The sequence below is a fragment of the Brevundimonas sp. DC300-4 genome, assembly GCF_049897365.1.
Taxonomy (GTDB): Bacteria; Pseudomonadota; Alphaproteobacteria; order Caulobacterales; family Caulobacteraceae; genus Brevundimonas.
This window is the reverse complement of the sequence record NZ_JAFCWC010000011.1, coordinates 24,133-46,101: the sequence shown is the minus strand read 5'-3', so window position 1 is coordinate 46,101 and position 21,969 is coordinate 24,133. Positions and strand designations below refer to the sequence as shown.

The following is a 21,969-nucleotide window of genomic DNA, read 5'->3' as shown; positions in this document are numbered from 1 at the left end:
GGGGAGGGTTTTCTGTGTCGCGGAGACAATCCCAACGTCGCCCGGCCAACAGGGTTCAGATCATCCGCGACAGCGTGGCTCACGAAACCGGCAAGGCCTTCAGCCGAACGCCGCCAGCCGCTGGTCCAGCGTCGCCCGCACCGCCGGCCATTCCTCTGCCAGGATGGAGAAGATCACCGAGCTCCGCACCCGCCCGGTCCAGGTGATCTTGTCGTTGCGCATGACGCCCTCGCGAACCGCGCCGAGTTTCGCCATCGCCGCCTGACTGCGCAGATTGATCTGGTCGACCTGAAACGCCACCCGCTGCACCCCGCAGGCGAAGGCGTGCTCCAGCAACAGCCGCTTGGCCGCCGGGTTCACCACCCCGCCGCGCGCCTCGGGCCGATAGTAGGTCGTGCCGATCTCCACCGAGCGATCGGCCCGCAGGATGTTGATGAAGGTCGACAGGCCGACGACCTCGCCCTCGCGGACCACCGCGAACGGAATCCGCGTCCGGGCCGCCTGCTGGTCCCGCATGGCCTGCCAGCCGCCGTCGAACCGGTCGCCGCCGAGGGAGGTGTAATAGAAGGTCGGCCACAGCTCCGGATCGGCGTCGCAGGCCAGACGCAGCGTCTCCCTGTGCCGATCCTCGAACGGCTCCAGCCGGACGAAGTCGTTCTCCAGAGCCTCCGACCGGAGGATCATTCCCCCAGGCACCTCAGGGCGACCTCGAGGTTCCGCAGGCCGTCTTCGCCCGTCACCGCAGGCGTCTCGCCGGTGCGGATCGCGTGGGCGAAGGCTTCCAGCTCCTTCTTCAGCGGCTCGTTCGGCCAGCTCATCACGCCGCGCGTGGAATAGGAGCCGTCCGGCTGCTGGCCGAAATATTCGGTGACCTGTCGCGTCATCAGGTCGGCCACGACGAACTTGGTCTGCGTCGCGACCTGCAGGGTGCGGGTCTTGTAGGGGGTGACCCAATTGGTGGTGATGTGGGCGATCACCCCGTTCTCCAGCCGGAACTGAAGCAGGGCCGTATCCTCGCGGTCGGCGCGGGTGCGGGCGAGCTGCGGCTGGACCTCGACAATCTCGGAGCCCGTCAGGTGACGGATGATGTCGATGTCGTGCACGGCCAGATCGATGACCACGCCCACCTCGCCCATGCGCGGCGGGAAGGGGCCGACGCGGGTGATCTGGATGGAGATGACGTCCTCGCCCTCGATGGCGCGCTTGACCGCCTCCACCGCCGGGTTGAACCGCTCGACCTGACCGACCATCAGAACCCGGTCGTTGGCCTTGGCGGCGTCGATCATCCGCTGGGCGTCTGCCACGGTCGCGGCGATCGGTTTTTCGACCAGCACATGGACGCCCGATTCGAGCAGGGCGACGCCGAGGTCGGCGTGATGGCGGTTCGGCGTGGCGATGACGGCGGCTTCCAGCCCGCCCGCGACGAACGCTGCGGCTGTGGTCACAGCCTGCGCCCCATAGGCCGAGGCGACGCCCTCGGCGACCACGGCGTCGGGATCGAAGACCAGGGCCAGGTCGATCTCGCGCATCTCGGACAGGACGCGGGCGTGGTTGCGCCCCATGACGCCAGCGCCGGCGACGCCGGTGCGGATCGGCGCGTGCAGATGGGTCGGGTTCATGTGCTTAGCCCTTGTAGCTGGCGACGGCGTCGACGATCCGGTCCTGGGTCGCCTCGTCCAGATCAGCGTGCATCGGCAGGCTGATGACCACCTTCATCCTGGCCTCGGTCACCGGCAATCCCTGAGGGCCGCGCGGGTGCATGTCATAGGCTGGCTGCAGATGCAGCGGGATCGGATAGTAGACCGCCGACGGCACGCCCTGGTCGCGCAGGTGGGCCGCCAGACCGTCACGGTCCGGATGTTCGATCGTGTACTGGGCCCAGTTCGAGACGTTGCCCGCGGGCAGATAAGGCACGGCCGCGACGTGCGGCGCCAGCAGTTCGTTGTAGCGGGCGGCGATCCGCGTGCGCCATTCGATCTCCTGGGGGAAGACCTTCAGCTTCTCGATCAGGACGGCGGCCTGCACTGTATCCAGACGCGAGTTCATCCCGACCCGCATGTTCAGATATTTGGTGTCGTGCTCAAAGGTCCGGCCGACCAGATCCTTGGCCACCGCCTTGCCGTGCACGCGGTAGCTGTCGATCTCCTGGGCCAGATCATCGTCGTCGGTGAGAACCGCGCCGCCGTCGCCGTAGCAACCCAGCGGCTTGGCCGGGAAGAAGCTGGTCGTCGTCACGTCGGCCCATTTCAGGGGGTGGTCGCCGTCGATGGTGCATCCGAATCCCTGGGCCGAATCCGCGATCAGCTTCAGCCCGTGCCGGTCGCAGATCGCCTTGATGGCCGGATAGTCGGCGGGCTGGCCGAACAGGTCGACGGCGATCACCACGCGGGGCCTCAGCCTGCCCTCGGCGATCGTCGCCTCGATGGCCGCCTCCAGGTGGCCGGGGTCGATGTTGTAGGTGCGGGGGTCGATATCGATAAAGACGGGCGTCGCGCCCAGCCACGGCACGACCTCGGCCGTGGCGCAGAAGGTGAAGCTGGGCACAAAGACAGCATCTCCCGGCCGAAGGCCCCAGGCCATCAGCGGCAGCGCCAGGGCCTCGGTCCCGTTGGCGCAGCCCAGCGCATGTTTCGCGCCGCCGAACGCGGCCAGGGCCGTCTCGAACTCGCGCACCGGCGGGCCCATGACATAGGCCCCGCTCTCGACAGCGGCCATCATGGCGGCCTCGATCTTGCCGCCCAGACGGCGGCGCTGGGCCTGCAGGTCGATGAAGGCAATGCTCATGGGGAACCTCTCTCGAAACGGGGCGGCGCAGAACCCGGATCAGGGGTCGACCTTCGAAGGTGGGGCCGTCTAACCCGCCGGGCGCCGCAACGCCAAACACAAGGGGGTCACTTCGCGTTGCGCCTTGCAACGGTCCTGCCTATTCCATGCACCGTCCGAATCCGGAGCCCGCCGCCTTGAACACTGCCCCCACGACCCATCCCGCCGTCTTCCTCGACCGCGACGGTGTCCTGATCACCGACAGCGGCTATCCGCACCTCGAAGAGCATCTGGTCCTGATCCCCGGCGCGGCCGACGCTGTCCGTCGCCTGAACGCCCTCGGCTATCTGGTCGTCATCGTCACCAACCAGTCCGGCGTGGCGCGGGGCCTGTTCAGCTTCGAACAGATGGAGGGGTTCAATGCCCTTCTGGTCCGTCGCCTGGCCGGCAAGGGCGCCCGCATCGGCGCCGTCTATGCCTGCCCGTTCCACAATGAAGCGGAGGATCCCAGGTGGCTCCACCCCGACCATCCGGACCGCAAGCCCAACCCCGGCATGATCCTGCGCGCCATTGCCGACCATGACATCGACCCGGCCCGCTCTTTCCTGATCGGCGACCGTCAGAGTGATCTGGACGCCGCCCGTCGCGCCGGCCTGCCCGGCTTCCTGTTCGAGGGCGGCAATCTCGATCATTTCGTCCGCGACCTGCTCGGCGGGTGATCGCAATTCGCTGGCCTGTTCACCGGGGGATGAAATAAGCTCCGGCCGACGCGGGGGGCGTCCTGGCTTGGGAGTGCGCCGCAATGGCCGAATCGACCCTGTATTCCGAGCGTCGCTGGACCTCGTCCGACGGGCTCAGCCTGTTCGCCCGCGACTATCCGGGCGCGGACGGTCCGGCGAAATTGCCGGTCATCGCCATCCACGGCCTGACGCGCAACTCCGCCGACTTTGACGCCATAGCCGCCTTGATCGCGCGTGGCGGTCGTCGCGTTCTGGCGGTGGATGTGCGCGGGCGCGGCCAGTCCGATCGCGCCACCGACCCGATGACCTACCAGCCGCCGGTCTATGCCAAGGACGTGCTGGGTCTGCTCGAGGCCGCCGGCATCGAGCGGGCCGTCTTCCTCGGCACCTCGATGGGCGGGCTGATCACCATGGCGATCACGGCGCTGAAGAGCCGCGTCGTCGCCGCTGCCATTCTCAACGACATCGGCCCTCAAGTGTCGCCGGAGGGCCTGGCCCGCATCGCCGCCTATTCCGGCCAGCCCGTCGACACCCCGACCTGGGCCGCGGCCGCCGCCTATGCGAAGCGGATCAACGAAGTCGCCCTGCCCCATTACACCGACGCCGACTGGGACGCCTTCGCCCGGCGGGTCTTCAGGGACGGCACCGAGGGTTCGCCGGTCCTCGACTACGACCCCGACATCGCCGTCCCGATCCGCGCGGCCGGGGCCAAGGCCCTGGCCCCGAACCTGTGGCCCTATTTCCGCAAGCTGGCCCGCAAACGCCCGACCCTGCTGATCCGGGGCGGAACCTCCGACCTGCTGGGCGCCGATATCGCGGCGAAGATGCAGAAGGCCGCGCCCGAGATGCGCTACGCCGAGATCCCCGACATCGGCCACGCCCCGATGCTGGACGAACCGGAGTCGAAAGCCGCGATCTTCGAGTTCCTGCGGGACGTTCCGTAGAACGTCTCCTCCCTGTTCGCCTCTTGGCGAATGGGGAGGTGGCGGCGAGCCCTTGGCGAGCTGACGGAGGGGTTCTGAACGGCGGGAACCCCTCCGTCTCTTCGCTTCGCTCCGAGCCACCTCCCCATCCTTCGGACGGGGAGGAGACGCCCTACGCCTTCCGCACGAACTCCGTTCGCAGCACCAGGCCGCGCACCTTGTCGACATTGGCCTCGATCGCGTCGGTGTCGTCGGTCAGGCGGATGTTCTTGACCAGGGCGCCGCGCTTCAGCGTCACCCCGCCCGATCCCTTGACCTTCAGATCCTTGATCAGGGTCACGCTGTCGCCGTCCAACAGGATGTTGCCGTTGGAGTCTTTGGTGGGGGCTTCGGTCATCCCGGTCCTCTAGGCGTCCGGGACGTTCGCGTCCAACTCATCCAGCCAGACCCGCGCATTCCCGTCCGACGGCGCCCGCCAGTCGCCGCGCGGCGACAGCGACCCGCCCGTCACCACCTTCGGCCCGTTCGGCAGGGCCGATCGTTTGAACTGGCTGGTCTGGAAGAACCGCACGAGGAATTTCCGCAGCCAGAACTTGATCGTGGCCAGATCATAGGCGACCCGGTCGCCATGCGGATGATGCGCCGGCCACTGGCCGCGCGCCGCGTCCCCCCACGCCTGATGGCATAACCAGGCGACCTTCGACGGCGTCATGCCGAAGCGGGTGATGTGGAACAGGAAGAAGTCGTTCAGCGCATAGGGACCGACCGTCCCCTCCGTCGACTGGATCTTCCCGTCCGTCCCCGCCGGCACCAGCTCCGGCGAAATCTCCGTGTCCAGAATGGCATTCAGCACGTCGGCCGCCCCGGTCATGTCGTCCCGCCCCGCGACCCAGCGGATCAGGTGCCGGATCAGGGTCTTCGCTACCCCGCCGTTGACGTTGTAGTGGCTCATATGGTCGCCGACGCCATAGGTGGCCCAGCCGAGCGCCAGTTCCGACAGGTCGCCGGTGCCCAGGACGAAGGCGCGGTTCTGGTTCGCCAGCCGGAACAGATAGTCGGTCCTGAGGCCGGCCTGGACATTCTCGAAGGTGATGTCGTGGACGGGCTGGCCGTCCGCATAGGGATGTTTGATGTCGGCCAGCATCCGCTCCGCCGCGGGCCGGATGTCGATTTCCTCGCCCGTCACCCCCAGCGCCGTCATCAGGGCCCAGGCGTTGCCCCTGGTCCCGTCCGAGGTCGCGAATCCCGGCAGGGTGTAGGCGAGGATACTGGTCCTTGGCAGTTTCAGCCGATCGAAGGCCCCGCAGGCGACCAGCAGGGCCTGGGTCGAATCGAGCCCGCCCGACACGCCGATGCACAGCCTTTCGGCACCGGTCGCCGTCATCCGCCGCATCAGCCCCTGCACCTGGATGTTGAAGGCCTCGTAGCAGTCCTGGTCGAGCCGCCGGGGATCGTCCGGCACGAAGGGGAAGCGGTCGAGGGAGCGGATCAGCCTGCCCGTCTCCCGCTCCTCCGCCGCCTCGAACGGAATCACCGTCGCCGCCTCGCCCTCGATCCGCGCACAGTCGGCGAAAGTCCCGTTCCTCAGCCGGTCCATGCCGATCCGGTCCACGTCGACATCCGCCACGGTCAGGTGAGCCGTCATCGCGAACCGCTGCCCTTCGGCCAATTTCGCGCCCAGTTCGTGGATCGTCGCCTGTCCGTCCCAGGCCAGGTCGGTGGTGCTTTCGCCCCAGCCCGAGGCGGCGAAGGCATAGGCCGACAGCGTCCGCGCCGACTGGCTGGCGCACAACACGGCCCGCTCGTCGGCCTTGCCGATGACGATGTTGGAGGCCGACAGGTTCAGCAGGATCCGTGCGCCCGCCAGCGCCGCCCGCGTCGACGGCGGCAAGGGCGCCCAGAAGTCCTCGCAGATCTCGACCGCGAACACGAAGCCCGGCCGATTGGTCGCCTCAAAGATCAGGCCCGGCGCGAAATCCACGCTCTCGCCGCCCAGGATGACCGCATCCTCGCTCCGCGACGCCGCCGGCGCGAACCAGCGCTTCTCGTAATATTCGCGGTAGTTCGGCAGATAGGTCTTGGGCACGACCCCCAGCACCGCCCCGCCGCCCAGCACCACCGCGCAGTTGAACAGGGCGTCCCCGTTGCGGATCGGCGCCCCGACCACGGCGACCAGCCCGGCCTCATCGGCGGCCTCTGCGATGACGTCGACCTGCCGCTTCACCTCATCCAGCAGCGCCGCCTGCATGTGCAGGTCGTCGATGGCGTAACCACTCAGCGACAGTTCGGGGAAGACGATCAGGTCCACGCCCTGCTCGCCGGCCTCCCGGATCAGGGCCAGATGCTCCTCCGCATTCGCTTTAGGGTCGGCGATGTGGACCACCGGTGTCGCCGCCGCGACCCGGACGAAGCCGTGCGTGCGAGGCGAATGGAAGGGGTCGGTCTTGGCCATCATCTATTCCGTGCATCCCCGCGAAGGCGGGGACCCAGTGCTTTTGTAAGGTACGGCGCCCGGGATTGCCATTTTACCTCTGCATCCGAAATCGATCGCCCAAAGCACTGGGTCCCCTCCTTCGCGGGGATGAGCGGATGTATGTGGACACGTGACGCGGCTTCACTCCCCCGCTAAAGCCCTCCCATGACCGACACGCCCAAGAAGGGCTGGTTCCAGCGCCTCAGCCAGGGACTGGCCCGCTCCAGCCAGCAGATGACCGAACAGGTCGTCTCCGCCTTCGTGAAGGAGCCCCTGTCGGAGGCCGCTCTCGAAGGCCTCGAGGAGCATCTGCTGGAAAGCGACCTCGGCCCCGCCGCCACCGACCGGATCGTCGCCCGCTTCCGCGAGCTGCGCTTCGGCGGCGCCTCTTCCGAGCGCGAGGTCAAGGAGGCCCTGGCCGAGGCCGTCGCCGCCGAACTCCTGCCGCGTCAGGCGACCTTCGATCCGCTGGGCCCCGTCGGCGTGGCCGGAGGGATCAAGCCGTTCGTCGTCCTGTTCGTCGGCGTGAACGGATCTGGCAAGACCACCACCCTCGGCAAGATCGCGGCCGACCTGACCGGCAAGGGCGCAAAGGTGATGATCGTCGCCGGCGACACCTTCCGCGCCGCCGCCCGCGAACAGCTGAAGGTCTGGGCCGAGCGCGCCGGGGCTCATTTCGAGAGCCGCCGCGACGGCGCCGATCCCGCCGGTCTCGCCTTCGACGCCTATACCCGGGCCCGGGCCGAGAACTACGACATCGTCCTGATCGACACCGCCGGCCGTCTCCAGAACAAGTCCGCCCTGATGGACGAACTGCTCAAGATCGTGCGCGTTCTGAAGAAGATCGATCCGGACGCCCCGCACGAGACCCTGCTGGTGCTGGACGCCACCGTGGGCAGGAACGCCCTGGCCCAGGAACAGATCTTCGGCCGCACCGCCTTCGTCTCCGGCCTGGTCATGACCAAGCTGGACGGCACGGCACGTGGCGGCGTTCTGGTCCCCGTCGCCCAGGCCTCCGACGCCCCCATCAAGCTGATCGGCGTGGGCGAGGGGATCGACGACCTGCAGCCCTTCGACGCCCGCGCCTTCTCCCGCTCGCTCGTCGGCCTCGAGGACTAGACCATGACTGACATGCCCGAGCCCAAGCGGGGTCCGCCGACCTGGATCCGTCAGGTCGTCGATTTTGGCGCCCTCGCCGCATTCGCCGCGACCTTCATCTTCTTCCGCGTGCGCGGCCTCCCGGGCGACGAGGCCCTTGTCCACGCCACCTGGGGCCTCGTGGCCGGTTCGGGCGTCGCCGTGGCCGTCGGGCTGCTGGTCGAGAAGCGTCTCGCCCTCATGCCTTTGCTGGTCGGTGGTTTCGCCCTGGTCTTCGGCGTCCTGACCCTCGTCTTCAACGACGACCTGTTCGTGAAGCTGAAGGTGACGGTGCTCAACGCCTCGCTGGCCATCGCGCTGCTGGGCGGCCTCTACCTCCGCAAACAGCCGCTGAAGGCCCTCCTCGGCACGGTCATCCCGGTCAACGACGCCGCCTGGCGCACCCTGACCTTCCGCTACGGCCTGTATTTCGCCGCCGTCGCCGTGGTCAACGAACTGGTCCGGTCCGAGGCCCTGGTCGCCTGGGCCGCCGCCCGCCTGGGCCACACTGCGGTCGACCCGGCCGACGTCTGGGTCAGTTTCCGCGGCGTCCTGTGGATCGCCTCATCCATCTTCGGCCTGTCGCAGGTGCCGCTGATCATGAAGAACCTGGTCTCGGAAGACCCCGTCGATGCTTCAGCGCCCGCGAGGCCGGACACCGCACCCTGAACTCTTGTCTCCGTGCACCCCGGCGAAGGCCGGGGTGCACGGAGAGAGGTTGGGCATGCCTGCCCGTTGACGCATCACTGTCGTTAAATCGTAAAGGCTCGCTGATAACCCTCCGCATACGGCAGAGGGATACGGCCATGGTGAAATCCGGCAAACAGGCGCGGCGGTCCGGTACGCTCGCCGATTCCCCAAGTCATCTGATGCATCGAGCGCTCCAGCTCGCGCTCGATATCTATTCCGAAGAGGCTGGCGAGGGCGGCCCGACCCAGCGGCAGTTCGCCGTCATGGAGGCCGTCTCCGTCAAGGAGGGCCTGACCCAGACCGACCTGGTCCGCGCCACAGGCATCGACCGCTCGACCCTGGCCGACCTCGTCGCCCGCATGACCACCAAGGGGCTGCTGTCGCGGGAACGCTCGACGATCGACGCCCGCGCCAAGGCCGTGCGCCTGTCGGAAGAAGGTCAGGCCTTGCTGAATCAGGCCCGGCCTCGCGTCGAGGCCGCCGACAAGCGGATCATGGGCCTCTTGCCTAAGGCCAAGCGCGACGGTTTCCTCGACATGCTGGCCGAGATCGCCGCAGCCGCAGACGCCGCGCCCGATGCCGAGAAGGCCGAGGCCAAGGCCCTGAAGAAGGCCACCAAGGAGGCCCGCAAGGCCGAAAAAGCGGCGGAGAAGGCGGCCAAACCGAAGAAGACCCCCAAGACGCCTAAACCGAAAAAGCCCAAGGCCGTCACACCGGTCGCCTGAAGCGGTCTAGCTTGGATCCCCCGCCGCGCCCGCCGGGCTCAACTTCCAGCGGATCTTGGTCTCAGCATCCGTGCGCGCCGAGCCCCGCACCACGACCTGCAACGAGCGTCGCGTCAGCCCCTCTTCCACGTGCACGGACGGTTCGATGGCGACATCCGGACCATCGGTGCGGAACCACCAGCCCCGCCCGGAATGTCCGCGCAGCAGGATCGACCGGCGATCTCGCGCCAGGGACGCCTGCACCCCCGGCTCCAGATGAAAACGCACGGCATAGGGGGCGGCGATGATCCGGACCACGTCGCGATTTCCGGCCGCCGGGTGCAGCCGCTCCTCGGCCCGCAATTCGTCCAGCCTCTGGTCCAGATACAGCCGGCGCTGGTGCATCAGGCCGAACGGCTGGGCCCAGGCGTCGTGCTCGACCTCTAGCCACACCGCCCCGTCGCCGTCCCGGCGTTCCGACGTCGCGTGATAGGGCCGCCCATACAGGCGCGGTCCCAGCAACTCGCCCTTCCATCCGCCCAGCGGTTCGGCGAACGACTGTTCGCCCAGGGTCAGCGTCGAATGACCGGGCGTCAGACGCAGGCCCTGGCGGTCGGCCGCACGAGGAGTCCAGCCGCACCCGGTGACGATCCGGTCCTTGCCGCAGACGATCTCGAGCGCCAACGGCTGGGCGCAGGCCGCCTCGGACCAGGCGCCTTTCCCGGGAGCTCCCGCGTCCGTGACGATGGTCAGCAGCGGCGAGCGGATACGCGATAACCCGCCGACCGAGCCCACTGCGGACGCGGTCGCCTCAGCATGTTCGTCATGGGCGCGCGCGGCCGCGACCCGGGCCGCAGTCGACGGACCGCCGCCCTGGAAGCCCGCCAGCCGGCCGTCCGGCAGCACCTGCAGCCGCAGTGCTGTGGTCAGGCGAATAATTGCCCCGCCCACGGCCTCCGGCGCCGCTTCCGATAGCTGCGACAGGGCGTCGTCCAGGGTTAGGAGATCGAGCAACAGCTCCATTCCGGCCTCGGGCGAACGCGAGGCGTGGCCGCCGTCGCCCGCCACCGTGACCCTCAGCGCCCCGGGCAGGCGTCCCAGCGCCGCCTTCCTCAACCGCGATCCCGCCTGCCCCGCCAGCACGCATCCGGCCACGGCCGCCGCGACCAGCCGTTCGGCCTTGCCCGCCAGTCCGCCCGGCGGCCGTAGCAACTGCCGCGCCTGACGCCCCAGGGTATCAGCCAGCCTTAGCCTGTCGGTCTCGGACGCGACGGCGCCCATCTTCCGGGCGGCGCAGGCCAGGTTGTAGACCCGGCGCGCCAGGATCCGCGGTTCCCAGGCGAAGGGCGACCAGCGCGAAAAGGTGTTGGCCCAGGCCAGGGTCAGCCGCAGCGCCTCGCGCGCCCCGCGTTCGCCCTGAAGCATCAGCCCGGGCATCCAGGCGAAGGCGTGCAGGTCGACGGCAAAGGCCTTCGAAGGGCTCGGCCGGTTCCACGGATCGACGGGCGCCTCGGCCTCCAGGTTCGATCCGGCGAGGGGGAAACGCCCGCCCATCACGGCCTTGCCCAGGTTGATGTCGGCGGGTCGGAAATCGCGCGCCGTGGCGGCGAAGGCCGTGGCCTTCCCCGCCGACAGCGTCATCGCATAGCCGGGCAGGCCATAAAGCTCGATCCACATCTGGCGGGTCAGCACCCGTCCGGCGACGGCGGGCCACAGGGCCGGGCCGGTGGTCACCCCGCTGGACCGTACCGGCGTCCTGACCGGCGCCCCGCGCAGGCCCGGAATGGCGCCCTCGCCGACGTTCGGCGTGGACGGACTACGGTCGGCGAAGGGCCCGATCAAGTTCACCTATGCGGCCTTGATGGCGGCGATATTGGCCGCATAGGCATCCGGCCCGCCCTTGAACACGGCGGTCCCGGCCACGAGGGCATCCGCCCCGGCGGCGATGCAGGCCCCCGCGTTGGCGGCCGTCACCCCTCCGTCGATCTGCAGGTGGGCCTTCGAGCCAGCCGCATCGAGCATGGCCCGGGTCCGTTCGATCTTCTTCAGCGTCGACGGAATGAAGGACTGTCCGCCGAAGCCCGGATTGACCGACATCAGCAGCACCAGATCGACCAGATCGATCACATCCTCCAGCACCGACAACGGCGTGCCGGGGTTCAGCACCACGCCGGCCCTGGCCCCTAGCTGCCGGATCCGCCCCAGGGTCCGGTGCAGGTGCGGCCCGCTCTCGGGATGGACGGTCAGGATGTCTGCCCCCGCCTCGCGGTAGGCCTCCAGCCACGGATCAACCGGGGCGACCATCAGGTGCACGTCGAATGGCAGGGTGGTGTGGGGCCTTAACGCCTTCACCACATCCGGGCCGAGGGTGATGTTGGGCACGAAATGGCCGTCCATCACGTCGACATGGATCCAGTCGGCGCCGGCGGCCTCCAGCGCTCTGACTTCCTCGCCCAGTTTGGCGAAGTCCGAGGCCAGGATGGACGGGCAGATCAGGGGCGTCTTGGGCATGATCCGGGGATACGGCGGGATGACGTCACGGGCAAGGCGCGCGGGCCAAAAGGCCCTGCCCACGACCCCGACATTCACCTGGAGGTCGCCATGCTGATTGGCGCCTGATGTGTGATCCCGACCTGCGACCTTTCGGTCAAACGGCTCAAACGACAGCGTCTGACCCAACTCTGCGCTTTACGACGTCCGCCTTGGAGCAGCAGGCCAGGCTCAGGCGGCATTTGGAAGTCCCAGACATTCATGGGACACCGCCAGCTGTTCTGGTCGCGGCACTGGCGTCGGTCTCATAAGGCGCGCCAGCAGATAGACCACCGCGACCACCCTCTCGTCGGCATCAGATGGCTCAGGTAGCGTTCAACGGAACCTGGAGCCCCGCCATCAGCCCGCGCGAGGGACACAGGTCGCTGATCACACACCCCTCGCACCTGGGCTTTCGCGCCGTGCAGGTGTAGCGGCCGTGCAGGATCAGCCAGTGGTGGGCCTTGGACAGGAAGGCCTCGGGGACGACGCGGTGGAGCTGGTCCTCGACCTTGTCCGGCGTCGCGGCATTGGCGAGGCCCAACCGGTGCGAGACGCGGAAAACGTGGGTGTCGACGGCGATGGCCGGTTCGATGCCCAGTTCGTTCAGGACCACGCTGGCCGTCTTGCGTCCCACCCCGGGCAGGGCCTGAAGGTCCGCGCGGTTCAGCGGCACGACGCCGCCGTGCTGTTCCAGGACGATCCGGCTGAGGGCGATGACATTCCTCGCCTTGTTCCGATAGAGGCCGATCGAGGCGATGAAGGGGACCAGCCCCTCCTCGCCCAGTTCCAGCAACTTCTCCGGCGTATCGGCGACGGCGAACAGTCGGTCGGTGGCCTTGTTGACAGCGACGTCGGTCGCCTGGGCCGACAGGGCGACCGCGACGATCAGGGTGAAGGGATCGGTGAAGTTCAGCTCGGTCTTCGGTTCCGGCATGACGCGGGCCAGACGAGTGAAGATGTCCTCGACCCGATCCTCGTCCGGCGGAAAGGCGAAGATCGGGATCGGCGCGCCGGTCATGACGCTGCCGGGCTTGCGGGCGAGACCGGTCGGCTTGCCGGTAACCCTTGTCCGCTTCGCCACTCTCAGCGCGCCTCGGGATCGGACAGGCGCGGGTCCAGCCCCAGGGCCGTGATCGCCTCGATGGCCGCACGCTCACCCTCCATCCAGGCGCCGTGGGCCGTGCCGTAGAAGCCCTGCGACGTCGCCTCGCCGGCGATGAAGATACGGTCCTCGATCGGCCGCGCCAGACGCGCCCGCGCGCCGGTCTCGCGATCGCCCAGCCCCGGCAGGACGTGGGAATAGGCGCCCATCGACCAAGGCTCGGCGCCCCACATCGAGGTCGACAGAGGGCGGATGCGTTTGCGGAAACTCGACCCCAGCAGGTTCGACAGTTCGCTCTCGGCGAAGTCGAAGAAGGCCGCCTCGCCTTCGGCCTCCAGTCCCCAGGCGAGATCGCCGCCGAAATAGCCCTCGATGAGCGGCCGCCCGAACGGACGCAGGTGATAGCCGCCGGTCTGGGCCGTGTCGGTGCGGCCCCACAGCTGGCTGTCCTCGGGGAACTCCTCCGCTCCATCGACCGCCAGATGCAGTTTGGACGCCAGGCCCAGGGGCGCGCCGGCCGCCGCCTCGATCAGGTCCGGCAGGGGCGGATCGAACCGCACGGCCTCTGACGCCAACACCGAGGTCGGCAGGGTCAGGATCACGGACCTGGCCTCGATCACCCCGCGCGCTGTCTCGATCGTCAGCCGGGCTCCCGACCGGTCAATCCGCTCGATCGGGCAGTTCAGCACCACCGGCACGTCTTCGCCCAGTGCAGCGATCAAAGACCCGTAACCCTCGACCACCCGATAATTGACGCCCGTGTCCTCATAGGCGTCGTAGTCCAGGGTCGAGACCTCGGCAAACTTCGCCCCGTTCAGGGCTCCGGAGATGGCGTCCATCCGCTCGTTCCAGCGCTCGCCCGGAATGAACAGATTGGAGGCCGCGCGGTCGTCGCCCGCCTTGGCCGCCTTGGCCGCCCGCTCGTCGAAGGCGTTGAAGGCCTCTGCGAACTCGGCCTGTTCGGCCGGCGTCAGGCCCAGGTTGAAGGCCTGCTGACGCCACGGCGGCGGGGTCTCGTCGATGGTGAACCCGACCTCGCGCCCGATCTTTTCCAGCACATTGGCGTCGGCCGAGTGCAGCCAGCCGCAGCCGAGGTCGACCGGCATCCCCTCGTGGGTCGCCGTAAACGCCCGCCCGCCGATCCGGTCGCGGGCCTCCAGAACCACGACAGCGACACCCGCCCTCGCGAGACGACGCGCGGCCGAAAGCCCGGCGGACCCGGCGCCGATCACGGCGACATCGATGGAGGAGGGGAGGGAAATCGGGAGACTCAAAGGGGCGTGGGGAACAGCGCGAAACATGACGTGTTCACGCCGCGTCGCAAGGGGATTGATTTATGGACGATTGGGTCCATTTTACAGCCGTCCTCCCTGACGCCCCATCCTTAGAGACCCGACCGTATGGCCCTCGCTCCCGCATTGAAGAAACGCCTCCCGCTGATCGTCGGAGGCGTCGTCGCCATCGGCCTGATCATCGGCGGCGCCGTCTGGTGGCAGAACAAGCAGCGGTGGGAAACCACCGACAACGCCTTCGTCCAGGCCGACGTCACCCTGGTCAGTCCCCAGATTGAGGGCTATGTCGCCGAGGTGCTGGTGACCGACAACCAGCGGGTCCAGGCGGGACAGATCCTGGTCCGTCTCGATGACGCCGACGCCAGGGCCGAGCTCGCGGCGGCCGAGGCCAATCTCGCGGCCCTGCTGGCCGCCGTGGACAATGTCGACGCCCGCGCGGCCCAGGAACAGGCCATGATCGCCTCGCGCGCCGCCGGCGTCGCCCAGGCCCGCGCCCAGGCCGATCTCGCCCAGGCCCAGGTCAATCGCTACACCGCCCTTCAACGTCAGGGCTGGGTTTCCGAGCAACGTATCGAAACCGAAACGGCCGGAGCCCAGACCGCCGCAGCTTCCGTCGCCCAGGCCCAGGCTGCCCTGGTCGCCGAACAGCGTACCGCCGGCGTCCTCGGCTCGACCCGCCAGCAGAGCCTGGCCGCCGTCGATCAGGCCCGCTCGGCCGTCGAGCAGGCCCGCATCAACCTGGACCGCACCGTGATCCGCGCCCCCGCCGCCGGCGTCGTCGGCGCACGCGGCGTCCGGGCCGGTCAGTATGTCCGCCCCGGGGGCCAGTTGCTGTCGCTCGTGCCCCTGGGCGACACCTATATCGTCGCCAACTTCAAGGAGACCCAACTGGGTCGCCTGCGTCTGGGCCAGACCGTGCACATCGAGGCCGACGCCTTCCCCGGTGTGGACCTGACCGGCCGTATCGACAGTTTCGCCCCCGCGACAGGCTCAGAGTTCGCCCTGATCCCGATCGAGAACGCCACCGGCAACTTCACCAAGATCACCCAGCGGGTGCCCGTGCGCATCCTGGTCAATCGCGCCGAAGGCGGCGCGGCCCTGCGGCCCGGCCTTTCGGTCGAGGTCAGGGTCGACCTGAAGAGCGAAGGCGGCGCCTCCTTCGCCGAAGCCGCTACGGGCCAGACGCGCCTCGCCGACGCCGGAACCACGAGCGCGCAATGACCGCGGCCGTCATCGGCGGCGCGGCTCCGACGGCCGTCGAGCCGAAGATCAACTGGACCTTCCTGATCCTCGGCTTCGCCGGGATGGTCATCGGCCAGTTCATGGCCATCCTCGACATCCAGATCGTCGCCGCCTCCCTGCCCCAGATCCAGTCGGGCGTCGGCGCCTCGGCCGACGAGATCAGCTGGATCCAGACCGCCTATCTGATCCCCGAGGTCGTGATGATACCCCTGTCGGGATATCTGTCGCGGCTGTGGGGCACCCAGAAGGTCTTCCTGTTCAGCTGCGGCGGCTTCGTCCTGATGAGCATCGCCGTGGGCCTGTCGTCCTCGGTCGAGGTGATGATCTTCTTCCGGGCCATCCAGGGCTTTGTCGGCGGGGCCATGATCCCGACCGTGTTCGCCGTGGCCTTCACCGCCTTCCCACCGTCCAAACGCGTCACCGCCTCGGTCTTCATTGGCCTGATCGTCACTCTGGCCCCGACCGTCGGTCCGACGCTGGGCGGTCACCTGACCGAGATGCTGAGCTGGCGCTGGCTGTTCTTCATCAATGTCCCGTTCGGCCTGCTGTCCTTCTTCCTGGTCTGGCGCTACGCCAATTTCGACAAGGGCGACCCCTCGCTGTCCAAGGGTTTCGACTGGCTGGGCCTGGGCTTGATGGCCGCCTTCCTGATGAGCATGCAGTTCGTGCTGGAGGAAGGGTCGAAGAACGACTGGTTCGCCGATGACCAGATCCTGCTGCTGTCGGTGATCGCCGGCCTGTGCGGCCCCGCCTTCATCTGGCGCTCGCTGGTCTACTGGAATCCGGTCGTCGAGCTGCGGGCCTTCAACAATCGCAACTTCCTGGTGGGGGTAATCATGACCTTCACGGTCGGCGCGGCCCTGTTCGGCGGCACCTTCCTGTTGCCGCTGTTCCTGGCGCGGGTGCGCGACTATTCGCCGGCCGAGGTGGGCACGACGATGGTCGTCTCGGGCCTCGCCATGTTCCTGACGGGTCCGCTCGCGGGGCGGCTGGTGCGGATTCTCGACCTGCGGATCCTGATGTTCGGCGGCTTCATGCTGTGCGCCTGGGGCATGTGGGAGGCCCACGCTGTGACCACCGAATGGGGCTTCTGGGAGTTCGCGGGAGTCCAGGCCCTGCGTGGCGTCGGCGTCATGCTGGCCATGATCGCGGCCCAGCAGGTCACGATGTCGACCTTGCCGCCACACATGGTCAAGAACGCCTCCGGCCTGGTGAACCTGTTCCGCAATGTCGGCGGCGCCTTCGGGCTCGCCTTCCTGAACACCTCCCTGACCACCAACACCGCCCTGCACATGAGCGAACTGACCCAGGCCATTCCGCAGACCTCGATCCAGATGCAGGACATGCTGACCGGCATGGCCACCATGATGTCAGGCTCCATCGATCCCGAAGGCGCAGCGATGAAGGCGGTCTATGGGATGCTGCAGCGACAGGCGACCACGCTCGCATTCGGCGACGCCTTCGCCATGCTGGCCCTCGGCTGCGCGGCCTGCGCCTTCCTGACACTGCTGGCCCGACCGGTGAAGCAGGGCACGGGAACGCAGCCACCCATGGATGCGCACTGATGCCCCGAGTGATGGGCCAGATCGACGAAAAGAAGTCGGAGGCCATCCTGGAGGCCGCCATGGCCCTTTTCGCCGAGAAGGGCGGCGCCGCCTCGATGGCGCAGATCGCGCGCCGGGCCGGGGTGTCGAAGCAGACTCTCTACAACCGCTACGCCTCCAAGGTGGAGATCGGCCGGGCCATGGCCGAGCGCCGCTCCGAGGCGATCACCGCCCCACTCCGGGCCGGCGGGGAGCCTGTCGAGGTTCTGGCCGCCCTGGGCCAGGCCATGCTCGACAAGCTGTGCACGGCCGAGGGGCGTTCGGCCATGCGCGGGGTCGCCCTGATCTCGCCCCAGGCGCCGGACCTGGCCCAGGCCGTCTATCACGCCGGGCCGGGCGAGAGCCTGCGTCGGCTGTCGACGTGGCTGGCCGAACAGGACGCCAAAGGCGCCCTACGGGTCCCCGATCCGACCGCGGCGGCGGAGATGTTCACAGGCATGACCATGGGCCACGGCTATCTGCGCGGCATCCTGGGCGTCGACGAGCCCGACATCGACCAAAGCCGGCGCGCCCGCGAGACCGCCGAGCGCTTCGTCAGGGCTTTCGCGCCCTGACCGACCGAGCGTAAGGACGGGGCAGTTCCCGCTTCCGCTTGCCGCGCTCAATTAGCGACCGACCGTGTCGCAAGCGTAGCGCCAAAACAGAGAGTGCCGCCATGCTGATCGCCTGTTCCTCCTGGCCAGAGATCGACGCGCGCCTGAAGAGCGGCGCACGCACCGTCATCGTGCCCATCGGCTCGAACGAGCAGCATGGCCCGACCGGCCTTCTGGGCACCGACTGGATGTGTCCCGAGATCATCGCCCATGCGGCGGAGAAGGCCGACGACGGCCTGGTGATCGCCCCGACCTTCAACATCGGCATGGCGCAGCACCATCTGGCCTTCCCGGGCACGATCAGCCTGCGCCCCTCGACCTTCATGGCCGCGATCACCGACTGGGTTTCGTCGCTGAGCCGCCACGGGTTCGAGCGGATCTATTTCCTCAACGGCCACGGCGGCAATGTCGCCACCATCGAGGCGACCTTCTCCGAACTCTACGCTGAATGGTCGTTCCTGGAGGAGCCCTGCCCCTATGTCCTGAAGCTGAAGAACTGGTGGGACCTGCCGGGCGTCCACAGCCTGTGCAACCAGATCTTCCCGACCGGCCATGGCATGCACGCCACACCGTCCGAGATCGCGGTGACCCAGGCCGCCTATCCCGACCGCATCAAGACGGCGGAATACTCGCCAAAGATTGCGCCGAACGGCCCGATCCGCGACGCCCTGGACTACCGCGCTCGCTTCCCAGACGGCCGCATCGGTTCCGATCCAGGCCAGGCGAGCCCGGAGAAAGGCCAGCGCATCATCGACGCCGCCGTGCCCGCCCTGATCCGCGACGTGGCCGCCTTCGCCGATGAAGTCTTGCCCGGCTGAAGAAACCGGCCCAAGCCCGTCACATGACCATGCTCGACAAGACGATCCGCGACGGCAAGCGCGCGGTTAAGAACGCCCAATCGGCCGCGACCGCCGCCGCCAACAGCGGCGAGATGATGCGCGCGGCCTCCGACGTCATCGCCGCCCGGCTGAACATCATGGCCGAAGGCCTGGCCAATCCGATGAAGGCCGACATGGCCGAAATGCATCTGATGAGCTCGGAAAAGGTCGAGGCCATGAGCGCCTCTGCCGCCGCCATCGCCGGCAATCTGGGCGACCTCGCCGCCCGCGTATCGAAGTCCGCCATGGACGAGGTCGCTCACGCCCAACGCGCCGCCTCGGCGATCGCCGGAGCCGGTTCGCCCCAAGCCGCCGCGACCGCTCACTACAACTATGCGGTCGCCTGGTGGAGCCGGGCGGCGGGCCAGATGCTGACCCTGAACACCGAACTTCTGAAGGCCCAGGCCGACGCGCTGAAGCCGATCCATTCGGCGGCCGTGGCCAACGCGAAACGCCTGAAACGCTAGAGCGTTCGACGGGTGAGTTGCCGCGCCCTTGGAGCGCGGACCTCCAGGTCCGATCCTCGGCGACGAAAAGGGCTGAAATGTCAGTCGGGGGCGGCGGTTCGTATGATGCCGCCCTCGGCCTTCACCGGCCACGGCGTCAGCTTGCCGCCCGCGCACGGTCCGCCGACGCAGGCGCCCGACAGCGGCTCGAACACGGCCCCGTGCCAGCCGCACAGGATCAGCGACCCGTCCGGCGTCAGATAGCGGTCCATCTCGATGGCGATCGGAAAGCCCTGATGCGGGCAGCGATCGACCCAGCCCGCGACCTCGCCCTCCTTCCTCACCACGAAACCGTGGAAGAAAGCCTCGCCGATCTGCAGCACGAAGCCTCGCGAGCCGGGCTCCCTGATGTCCTCGAGCGCACACAGGGCCACGTTCGGCGGTGTGGACCAGACCCGTTTGCGTTCTTGGCTGACCTCGACCTCAGCCACCCCAAACTCCGTGCATCCCAGCGAAGGCGGGGACCCAGTGCTTTTGCGAGACACGGCGCATGGGATGATTGTTTGGAGTCCCAACGGACAATCCGGGTGCCCGCAGAACTGGGTCCCCGCCTTCGCGAGGATGTACGGAAACTCTAGAACTCATTCCCGTTCGGCCTTGAGCGGTCGTGAAAGCAGTCCCTCGATCATTGCATCGACCGTGGTCTCGCCGGCCAGCAGGGCCGCCGTGGCCTCGCAGATCGGCATTTCCACGCCCATCTTGCGCGCCAGTTCGCGCACGGCTGGCGCGCTCTCGTAGCCCTCGGCCACTGATCGCTTGCCAGCCAACGCCTGCGCGAGGGTCTGGCCCTCGCCGAGCGCCAGACCCAGGCTCATGTTGCGCGACTGCGGACTGGAGCAGGTCAGGACAAGGTCGCCGAGCCCGCACAGGCCCGCGACCGTCTCCGGCTCGCCGCCCAGGGCCACGCCCAGCCGCGTCATCTCCGCGAAGCCGCGCGTAATCAGGGCTGCGTGTGCCGACTTGCCGAGCCGACGCCCCTCCGACAGGCCGCAGGCGATGGCGAGGACATTCTTGATCGCCCCGCCGACCTCGGCGCCGATCAGGTCGGTCGCCAGATAGGGCCGGAAGGCGGGTCCCGACAGGGTCTCCATCAGCGCCTCACCCAGCACGACGTCCGCGCAGGCCAGGGTCACCGCAGTCGGCAGCCCCTTCGACACATCGGCAGCAAAACTCGGTCCCGACAGGACGGCGGCAGGCGCATCGGGGATCGTCTCCGCCAGCACCTCGGTCATCAGTTTCAGCGACCCGCGCTCGATCCCCTTGGAGCACAGGACGATAGGCGCGCCTGCCTTGTGGTGGGGCGCATAGGCGGCCAGCGTCGAGCGCATGAACTGGGCCGGCGGCACTGCCAGCACCAGATCGCACTCCGACAGACCCGACAGCTCGGCCGTCACCGAGATCCGGTCGTCCAGCACCACGCCCGGCAGGAAGGCCTCGTTGACCCGGCGGTTGGTGATGCTCTCGACCACCTCGGGCTCGCGCGCCTGCAGGATGACGTCCAGGCCGGCGCGGGCGCAGACCAGGGCCAGGGCCGTGCCCCAGGCCCCTGCGCCGATGACTCCTGCGGTGCGAAACTGCATGCATTCTCCTTGGCCTAACGCCCCGCTCGCGGAGCTCGGCTACTTGAGGCCGTTCTGGCGTACCAGCCTAAGCCTTCGCGCCCTTCCGCCCGGACGGATGGACAGGATCGGCCAGGGCGCGCGCCTCGTCCAGCGGCCATCGCGGACGGGCGGGCGCATCGATATCCGAAACCAGCCCCAGCTGAAGCCGTTCCGCCCCCGCCAGGGCGATCATCGCCGCGTTGTCGGTGCAATAGGCCAGTGGCGGGGCGAGGAAGGCGAACCCGCGTTTCGCCGCCGTCGCCTCCAGCACCCGCCGCACGGTCCTGTTGGCCGCCACCCCGCCGGCCACGACGAACAGCCGGTGATCGTGCTTGTCGGCGTAAGCCGCCATGGCCCGATCCGACCGCTCCGAGAGTTGCCGGGCGATGGCATTCTGGACCGCATCGGCCAGATCGGCCCGGTCCCGATCGGTCTCGCAGGTCTGGGCCAGCCGCGACGCCGCCGTTTTCAGCCCCGAGAAGGAGAAGTCGCAATCCTTCCGCCCCAGCAAGGCTCTCGGCAGGTCGAAGCGGGCGCCGTTCCCGCTCGCGGCCATCGCCTCCAGCGCCGGACCGCCCGGATAGCCGAGCCCCAGGGCCTTGGCGATCTTGTCGAAGGCCTCGCCGGCTGCGTCGTCAATGGTGGTCCCCAGTCGGCTCATGTCGCCGATGCCGCGCACCTCCAGAAGCTGGCAATGACCGCCCGAGACCAGCAGCAGCAGGAAGGGATAGGCCACCCTGGCCCCCAGCCTCGCCGACACCGCATGGCCCTCCAGGTGATTGACCGCCACCATCGGCAGGCCGCGCGCCAGAGCCACGGCCTTACCGAACCCCAGCCCCACCATGACCCCGCCGACCAGACCCGGCCCCGCCGTCGCCGCCACCCCGTCCAGCTCGCCATAACCCAGACCCGCATCGGCCATGGCGCGACGCACGACGCCGTCGATCATCTCCACATGGCTGCGGGCCGCGATCTCGGGCACCACGCCGCCGAAGGCTGCATGATCGTCGATCTGGGAGTGGACCACCGAGGAGAGCACTGTCGCGGTCCCGTCAGGCGTCAGTCGCACCACCGAGGCCGCCGTCTCGTCGCAGCTGGTCTCGATACCCAGCACCGTCAGGTCGCCGCCCTTCGCCGGATTGGTTGCCGCCCCGATCTCGCTGCTATAATCCGCCACCATGCTCATCGG

General features: G+C 68.4%; 22 protein-coding genes. 10 read left to right on the top strand and 12 right to left on the bottom strand.

The features are described from left to right. Positions 1–99 precede the first annotated feature (99 nt). The 3 genes from ACP7AZ_RS14805 to ACP7AZ_RS14795 are packed head-to-tail and all read right to left on the bottom strand — an operon-like array spanning position 100 to position 2,784. A complete protein-coding gene (locus ACP7AZ_RS14805) occupies positions 100–684 on the bottom strand; it encodes a GNAT family N-acetyltransferase (RefSeq protein ID WP_426039404.1) in 585 nt (194 codons plus the stop codon). Next, positions 681–1,619: a Gfo/Idh/MocA family protein gene (locus ACP7AZ_RS14800; protein ID WP_426039403.1), complete on the bottom strand. Its 939-nt coding sequence runs from the start codon at positions 1,617–1,619 to the stop codon at positions 681–683. Before ACP7AZ_RS14800 ends, ACP7AZ_RS14805 begins: the two co-directional genes overlap by 4 nt. Positions 1,620–1,623: 4 nt before the next feature. Beyond that, positions 1,624–2,784 carry a DegT/DnrJ/EryC1/StrS family aminotransferase gene (locus tag ACP7AZ_RS14795; RefSeq protein ID WP_426039402.1) on the bottom strand — a complete coding sequence of 387 codons (1,161 nt, stop codon included), beginning with the start codon at positions 2,782–2,784 and terminating at the stop codon, positions 1,624–1,626. Between the two features lie 146 nt (positions 2,785–2,930). On the opposite strand from ACP7AZ_RS14795, the gene ACP7AZ_RS14790 reads away from it, so the two are divergent. Next, positions 2,931–3,482, top strand: a complete 552-nt coding sequence (locus tag ACP7AZ_RS14790; protein WP_426039401.1) for a D-glycero-alpha-D-manno-heptose-1,7-bisphosphate 7-phosphatase — start codon at positions 2,931–2,933, stop codon at positions 3,480–3,482. 83 nt (positions 3,483–3,565) lie between these two features. Continuing rightward, a complete protein-coding gene (locus ACP7AZ_RS14785; RefSeq protein ID WP_426039400.1) occupies positions 3,566–4,447 on the top strand; it encodes an alpha/beta fold hydrolase in 882 nt (293 codons plus the stop codon). Positions 4,448–4,598: 151 nt separating this feature from the next. On the opposite strand, the gene ACP7AZ_RS14780 is transcribed toward ACP7AZ_RS14785, so the two are convergent. Together ACP7AZ_RS14780 and ACP7AZ_RS14775 are read right to left on the bottom strand one after the other, a co-directional pair. Then, complete coding sequence (locus ACP7AZ_RS14780) at positions 4,599–4,823, bottom strand: alkylphosphonate utilization protein (protein WP_426039399.1); 225 nt, start codon at positions 4,821–4,823, stop codon at positions 4,599–4,601. A 9-nt stretch (positions 4,824–4,832) separates the two neighbouring features. Beyond that, the gene (locus ACP7AZ_RS14775) at positions 4,833–6,878 is read right to left on the bottom strand and encodes an NAD(+) synthase (RefSeq protein WP_426039398.1); all 2,046 of its coding nucleotides are present in this window, start codon (positions 6,876–6,878) and stop codon (positions 4,833–4,835) included. Between the two features lie 186 nt (positions 6,879–7,064). On the opposite strand from ACP7AZ_RS14775, the gene ftsY reads away from it, so the two are divergent. The 3 genes from ftsY to ACP7AZ_RS14760 all read left to right on the top strand — a co-directional run bounded on the left by ftsY (position 7,065) and on the right by ACP7AZ_RS14760 (position 9,451). Continuing rightward, positions 7,065–8,018 carry a signal recognition particle-docking protein FtsY gene (ftsY, locus tag ACP7AZ_RS14770; protein ID WP_426039397.1) on the top strand — a complete coding sequence of 318 codons (954 nt, stop codon included), beginning with the start codon at positions 7,065–7,067 and terminating at the stop codon, positions 8,016–8,018. 3 nt (positions 8,019–8,021) lie between these two features. Beyond that, complete coding sequence (locus tag ACP7AZ_RS14765; protein WP_426039396.1) at positions 8,022–8,705, top strand: inner membrane-spanning protein YciB; 684 nt, start codon at positions 8,022–8,024, stop codon at positions 8,703–8,705. Positions 8,706–8,842: 137 nt separating this feature from the next. Next, a complete protein-coding gene (locus tag ACP7AZ_RS14760) occupies positions 8,843–9,451 on the top strand; it encodes a MarR family winged helix-turn-helix transcriptional regulator (protein ID WP_426039395.1) in 609 nt (202 codons plus the stop codon). A gap of 6 nt (positions 9,452–9,457) precedes the next feature. Here ACP7AZ_RS14760 and ACP7AZ_RS14755 read toward each other — a convergent pair whose 3' ends face one another. The 4 genes from ACP7AZ_RS14755 to ACP7AZ_RS14740 form a co-directional block, all read right to left on the bottom strand. After that, positions 9,458–11,278, bottom strand: coding sequence for a heparinase II/III family protein (locus ACP7AZ_RS14755; protein ID WP_426039394.1), 1,821 nt, complete (start codon positions 11,276–11,278; stop codon positions 9,458–9,460). Then, positions 11,279–11,941: a ribulose-phosphate 3-epimerase gene (gene rpe / locus ACP7AZ_RS14750; RefSeq protein ID WP_426039393.1), complete on the bottom strand. Its 663-nt coding sequence runs from the start codon at positions 11,939–11,941 to the stop codon at positions 11,279–11,281. 343 nt (positions 11,942–12,284) lie between these two features. Beyond that, positions 12,285–12,980: an endonuclease III gene (gene nth, locus ACP7AZ_RS14745; RefSeq protein ID WP_426039458.1), complete on the bottom strand. Its 696-nt coding sequence runs from the start codon at positions 12,978–12,980 to the stop codon at positions 12,285–12,287. Between the two features lie 65 nt (positions 12,981–13,045). Then, positions 13,046–14,296: a flavin monoamine oxidase family protein gene (locus ACP7AZ_RS14740; RefSeq protein WP_426039392.1), complete on the bottom strand. Its 1,251-nt coding sequence runs from the start codon at positions 14,294–14,296 to the stop codon at positions 13,046–13,048. Between the two features lie 168 nt (positions 14,297–14,464). Here ACP7AZ_RS14740 and ACP7AZ_RS14735 point away from each other — a divergent pair, with 168 nt between their 5' ends. The 5 genes from ACP7AZ_RS14735 (at position 14,465) to ACP7AZ_RS14715 (ending at position 19,140) form a co-directional block, all read left to right on the top strand. Beyond that, a complete protein-coding gene (locus ACP7AZ_RS14735) occupies positions 14,465–15,577 on the top strand; it encodes an HlyD family secretion protein (protein ID WP_426039391.1) in 1,113 nt (370 codons plus the stop codon). After that, on the top strand, positions 15,574–17,163 hold the full coding sequence (locus tag ACP7AZ_RS14730; RefSeq protein ID WP_426039390.1) for a DHA2 family efflux MFS transporter permease subunit: 1,590 nt from the start codon (positions 15,574–15,576) through the stop codon (positions 17,161–17,163). Before ACP7AZ_RS14735 ends, ACP7AZ_RS14730 begins: the two co-directional genes overlap by 4 nt. Beyond that, a complete protein-coding gene (locus ACP7AZ_RS14725; protein WP_426039389.1) occupies positions 17,163–17,756 on the top strand; it encodes a TetR/AcrR family transcriptional regulator in 594 nt (197 codons plus the stop codon). The genes ACP7AZ_RS14730 and ACP7AZ_RS14725 overlap by 1 nt, the downstream gene beginning before the upstream one ends. A 101-nt stretch (positions 17,757–17,857) precedes the next feature. Beyond that, positions 17,858–18,613: a creatininase family protein gene (locus ACP7AZ_RS14720; RefSeq protein WP_426039388.1), complete on the top strand. Its 756-nt coding sequence runs from the start codon at positions 17,858–17,860 to the stop codon at positions 18,611–18,613. A 23-nt stretch (positions 18,614–18,636) separates the two neighbouring features. Beyond that, entirely contained in the window at positions 18,637–19,140 is a 504-nt protein-coding gene (locus tag ACP7AZ_RS14715; RefSeq protein ID WP_426039387.1) for a phasin family protein, read from the top strand. Positions 19,141–19,220: 80 nt separating this feature from the next. Here the strand turns inward: ACP7AZ_RS14715 and ACP7AZ_RS14710 are convergent, their stop codons facing one another. The 3 genes from ACP7AZ_RS14710 to tsaD all read right to left on the bottom strand — a co-directional run bounded on the left by ACP7AZ_RS14710 (position 19,221) and on the right by tsaD (position 21,960). After that, entirely contained in the window at positions 19,221–19,610 is a 390-nt protein-coding gene (locus ACP7AZ_RS14710; RefSeq protein WP_426039386.1) for a Rieske (2Fe-2S) protein, read from the bottom strand. 150 nt (positions 19,611–19,760) lie between these two features. Further along, positions 19,761–20,759 (bottom strand): NAD(P)H-dependent glycerol-3-phosphate dehydrogenase, encoded by a 999-nt coding sequence (locus ACP7AZ_RS14705; RefSeq protein WP_426039385.1) that lies wholly within the window; start codon positions 20,757–20,759, stop codon positions 19,761–19,763. Positions 20,760–20,826: 67 nt separating this feature from the next. Further along, positions 20,827–21,960 carry a tRNA (adenosine(37)-N6)-threonylcarbamoyltransferase complex transferase subunit TsaD gene (gene tsaD, locus ACP7AZ_RS14700; protein WP_426039384.1) on the bottom strand — a complete coding sequence of 378 codons (1,134 nt, stop codon included), beginning with the start codon at positions 21,958–21,960 and terminating at the stop codon, positions 20,827–20,829. Positions 21,961–21,969: the final 9 nt, after the last annotated feature.

Coding starts and splice junctions, on each gene's coding strand:
- ACP7AZ_RS14760 (WP_426039395.1), top strand. CDS start 8,843: ATGGTGAAATCCGGCAAACAGGCGCGGCGGTCCGGTACGCTCGCCGAT.
- ftsY (WP_426039397.1), top strand. CDS start 7,065: ATGACCGACACGCCCAAGAAGGGCTGGTTCCAGCGCCTCAGCCAGGGA.
- ACP7AZ_RS14775 (WP_426039398.1), bottom strand. CDS start 6,878: ATGGCCAAGACCGACCCCTTCCATTCGCCTCGCACGCACGGCTTCGTC.
- ACP7AZ_RS14790 (WP_426039401.1), top strand. CDS start 2,931: ATGCACCGTCCGAATCCGGAGCCCGCCGCCTTGAACACTGCCCCCACG.
- ACP7AZ_RS14765 (WP_426039396.1), top strand. CDS start 8,022: ATGACTGACATGCCCGAGCCCAAGCGGGGTCCGCCGACCTGGATCCGT.
- ACP7AZ_RS14795 (WP_426039402.1), bottom strand. CDS start 2,784: ATGAGCATTGCCTTCATCGACCTGCAGGCCCAGCGCCGCCGTCTGGGC.
- ACP7AZ_RS14805 (WP_426039404.1), bottom strand. CDS start 684: ATGATCCTCCGGTCGGAGGCTCTGGAGAACGACTTCGTCCGGCTGGAG.
- ACP7AZ_RS14800 (WP_426039403.1), bottom strand. CDS start 1,619: ATGAACCCGACCCATCTGCACGCGCCGATCCGCACCGGCGTCGCCGGC.
- ACP7AZ_RS14715 (WP_426039387.1), top strand. CDS start 18,637: ATGACCATGCTCGACAAGACGATCCGCGACGGCAAGCGCGCGGTTAAG.
- nth (WP_426039458.1), bottom strand. CDS start 12,980: ATGACCGGCGCGCCGATCCCGATCTTCGCCTTTCCGCCGGACGAGGAT.
- ACP7AZ_RS14785 (WP_426039400.1), top strand. CDS start 3,566: ATGGCCGAATCGACCCTGTATTCCGAGCGTCGCTGGACCTCGTCCGAC.
- ACP7AZ_RS14780 (WP_426039399.1), bottom strand. CDS start 4,823: ATGACCGAAGCCCCCACCAAAGACTCCAACGGCAACATCCTGTTGGAC.
- ACP7AZ_RS14720 (WP_426039388.1), top strand. CDS start 17,858: ATGCTGATCGCCTGTTCCTCCTGGCCAGAGATCGACGCGCGCCTGAAG.
- ACP7AZ_RS14725 (WP_426039389.1), top strand. CDS start 17,163: ATGCCCCGAGTGATGGGCCAGATCGACGAAAAGAAGTCGGAGGCCATC.
- ACP7AZ_RS14705 (WP_426039385.1), bottom strand. CDS start 20,759: ATGCAGTTTCGCACCGCAGGAGTCATCGGCGCAGGGGCCTGGGGCACG.
- tsaD (WP_426039384.1), bottom strand. CDS start 21,960: ATGGTGGCGGATTATAGCAGCGAGATCGGGGCGGCAACCAATCCGGCG.
- rpe (WP_426039393.1), bottom strand. CDS start 11,941: ATGCCCAAGACGCCCCTGATCTGCCCGTCCATCCTGGCCTCGGACTTC.
- ACP7AZ_RS14735 (WP_426039391.1), top strand. CDS start 14,465: ATGGCCCTCGCTCCCGCATTGAAGAAACGCCTCCCGCTGATCGTCGGA.
- ACP7AZ_RS14730 (WP_426039390.1), top strand. CDS start 15,574: ATGACCGCGGCCGTCATCGGCGGCGCGGCTCCGACGGCCGTCGAGCCG.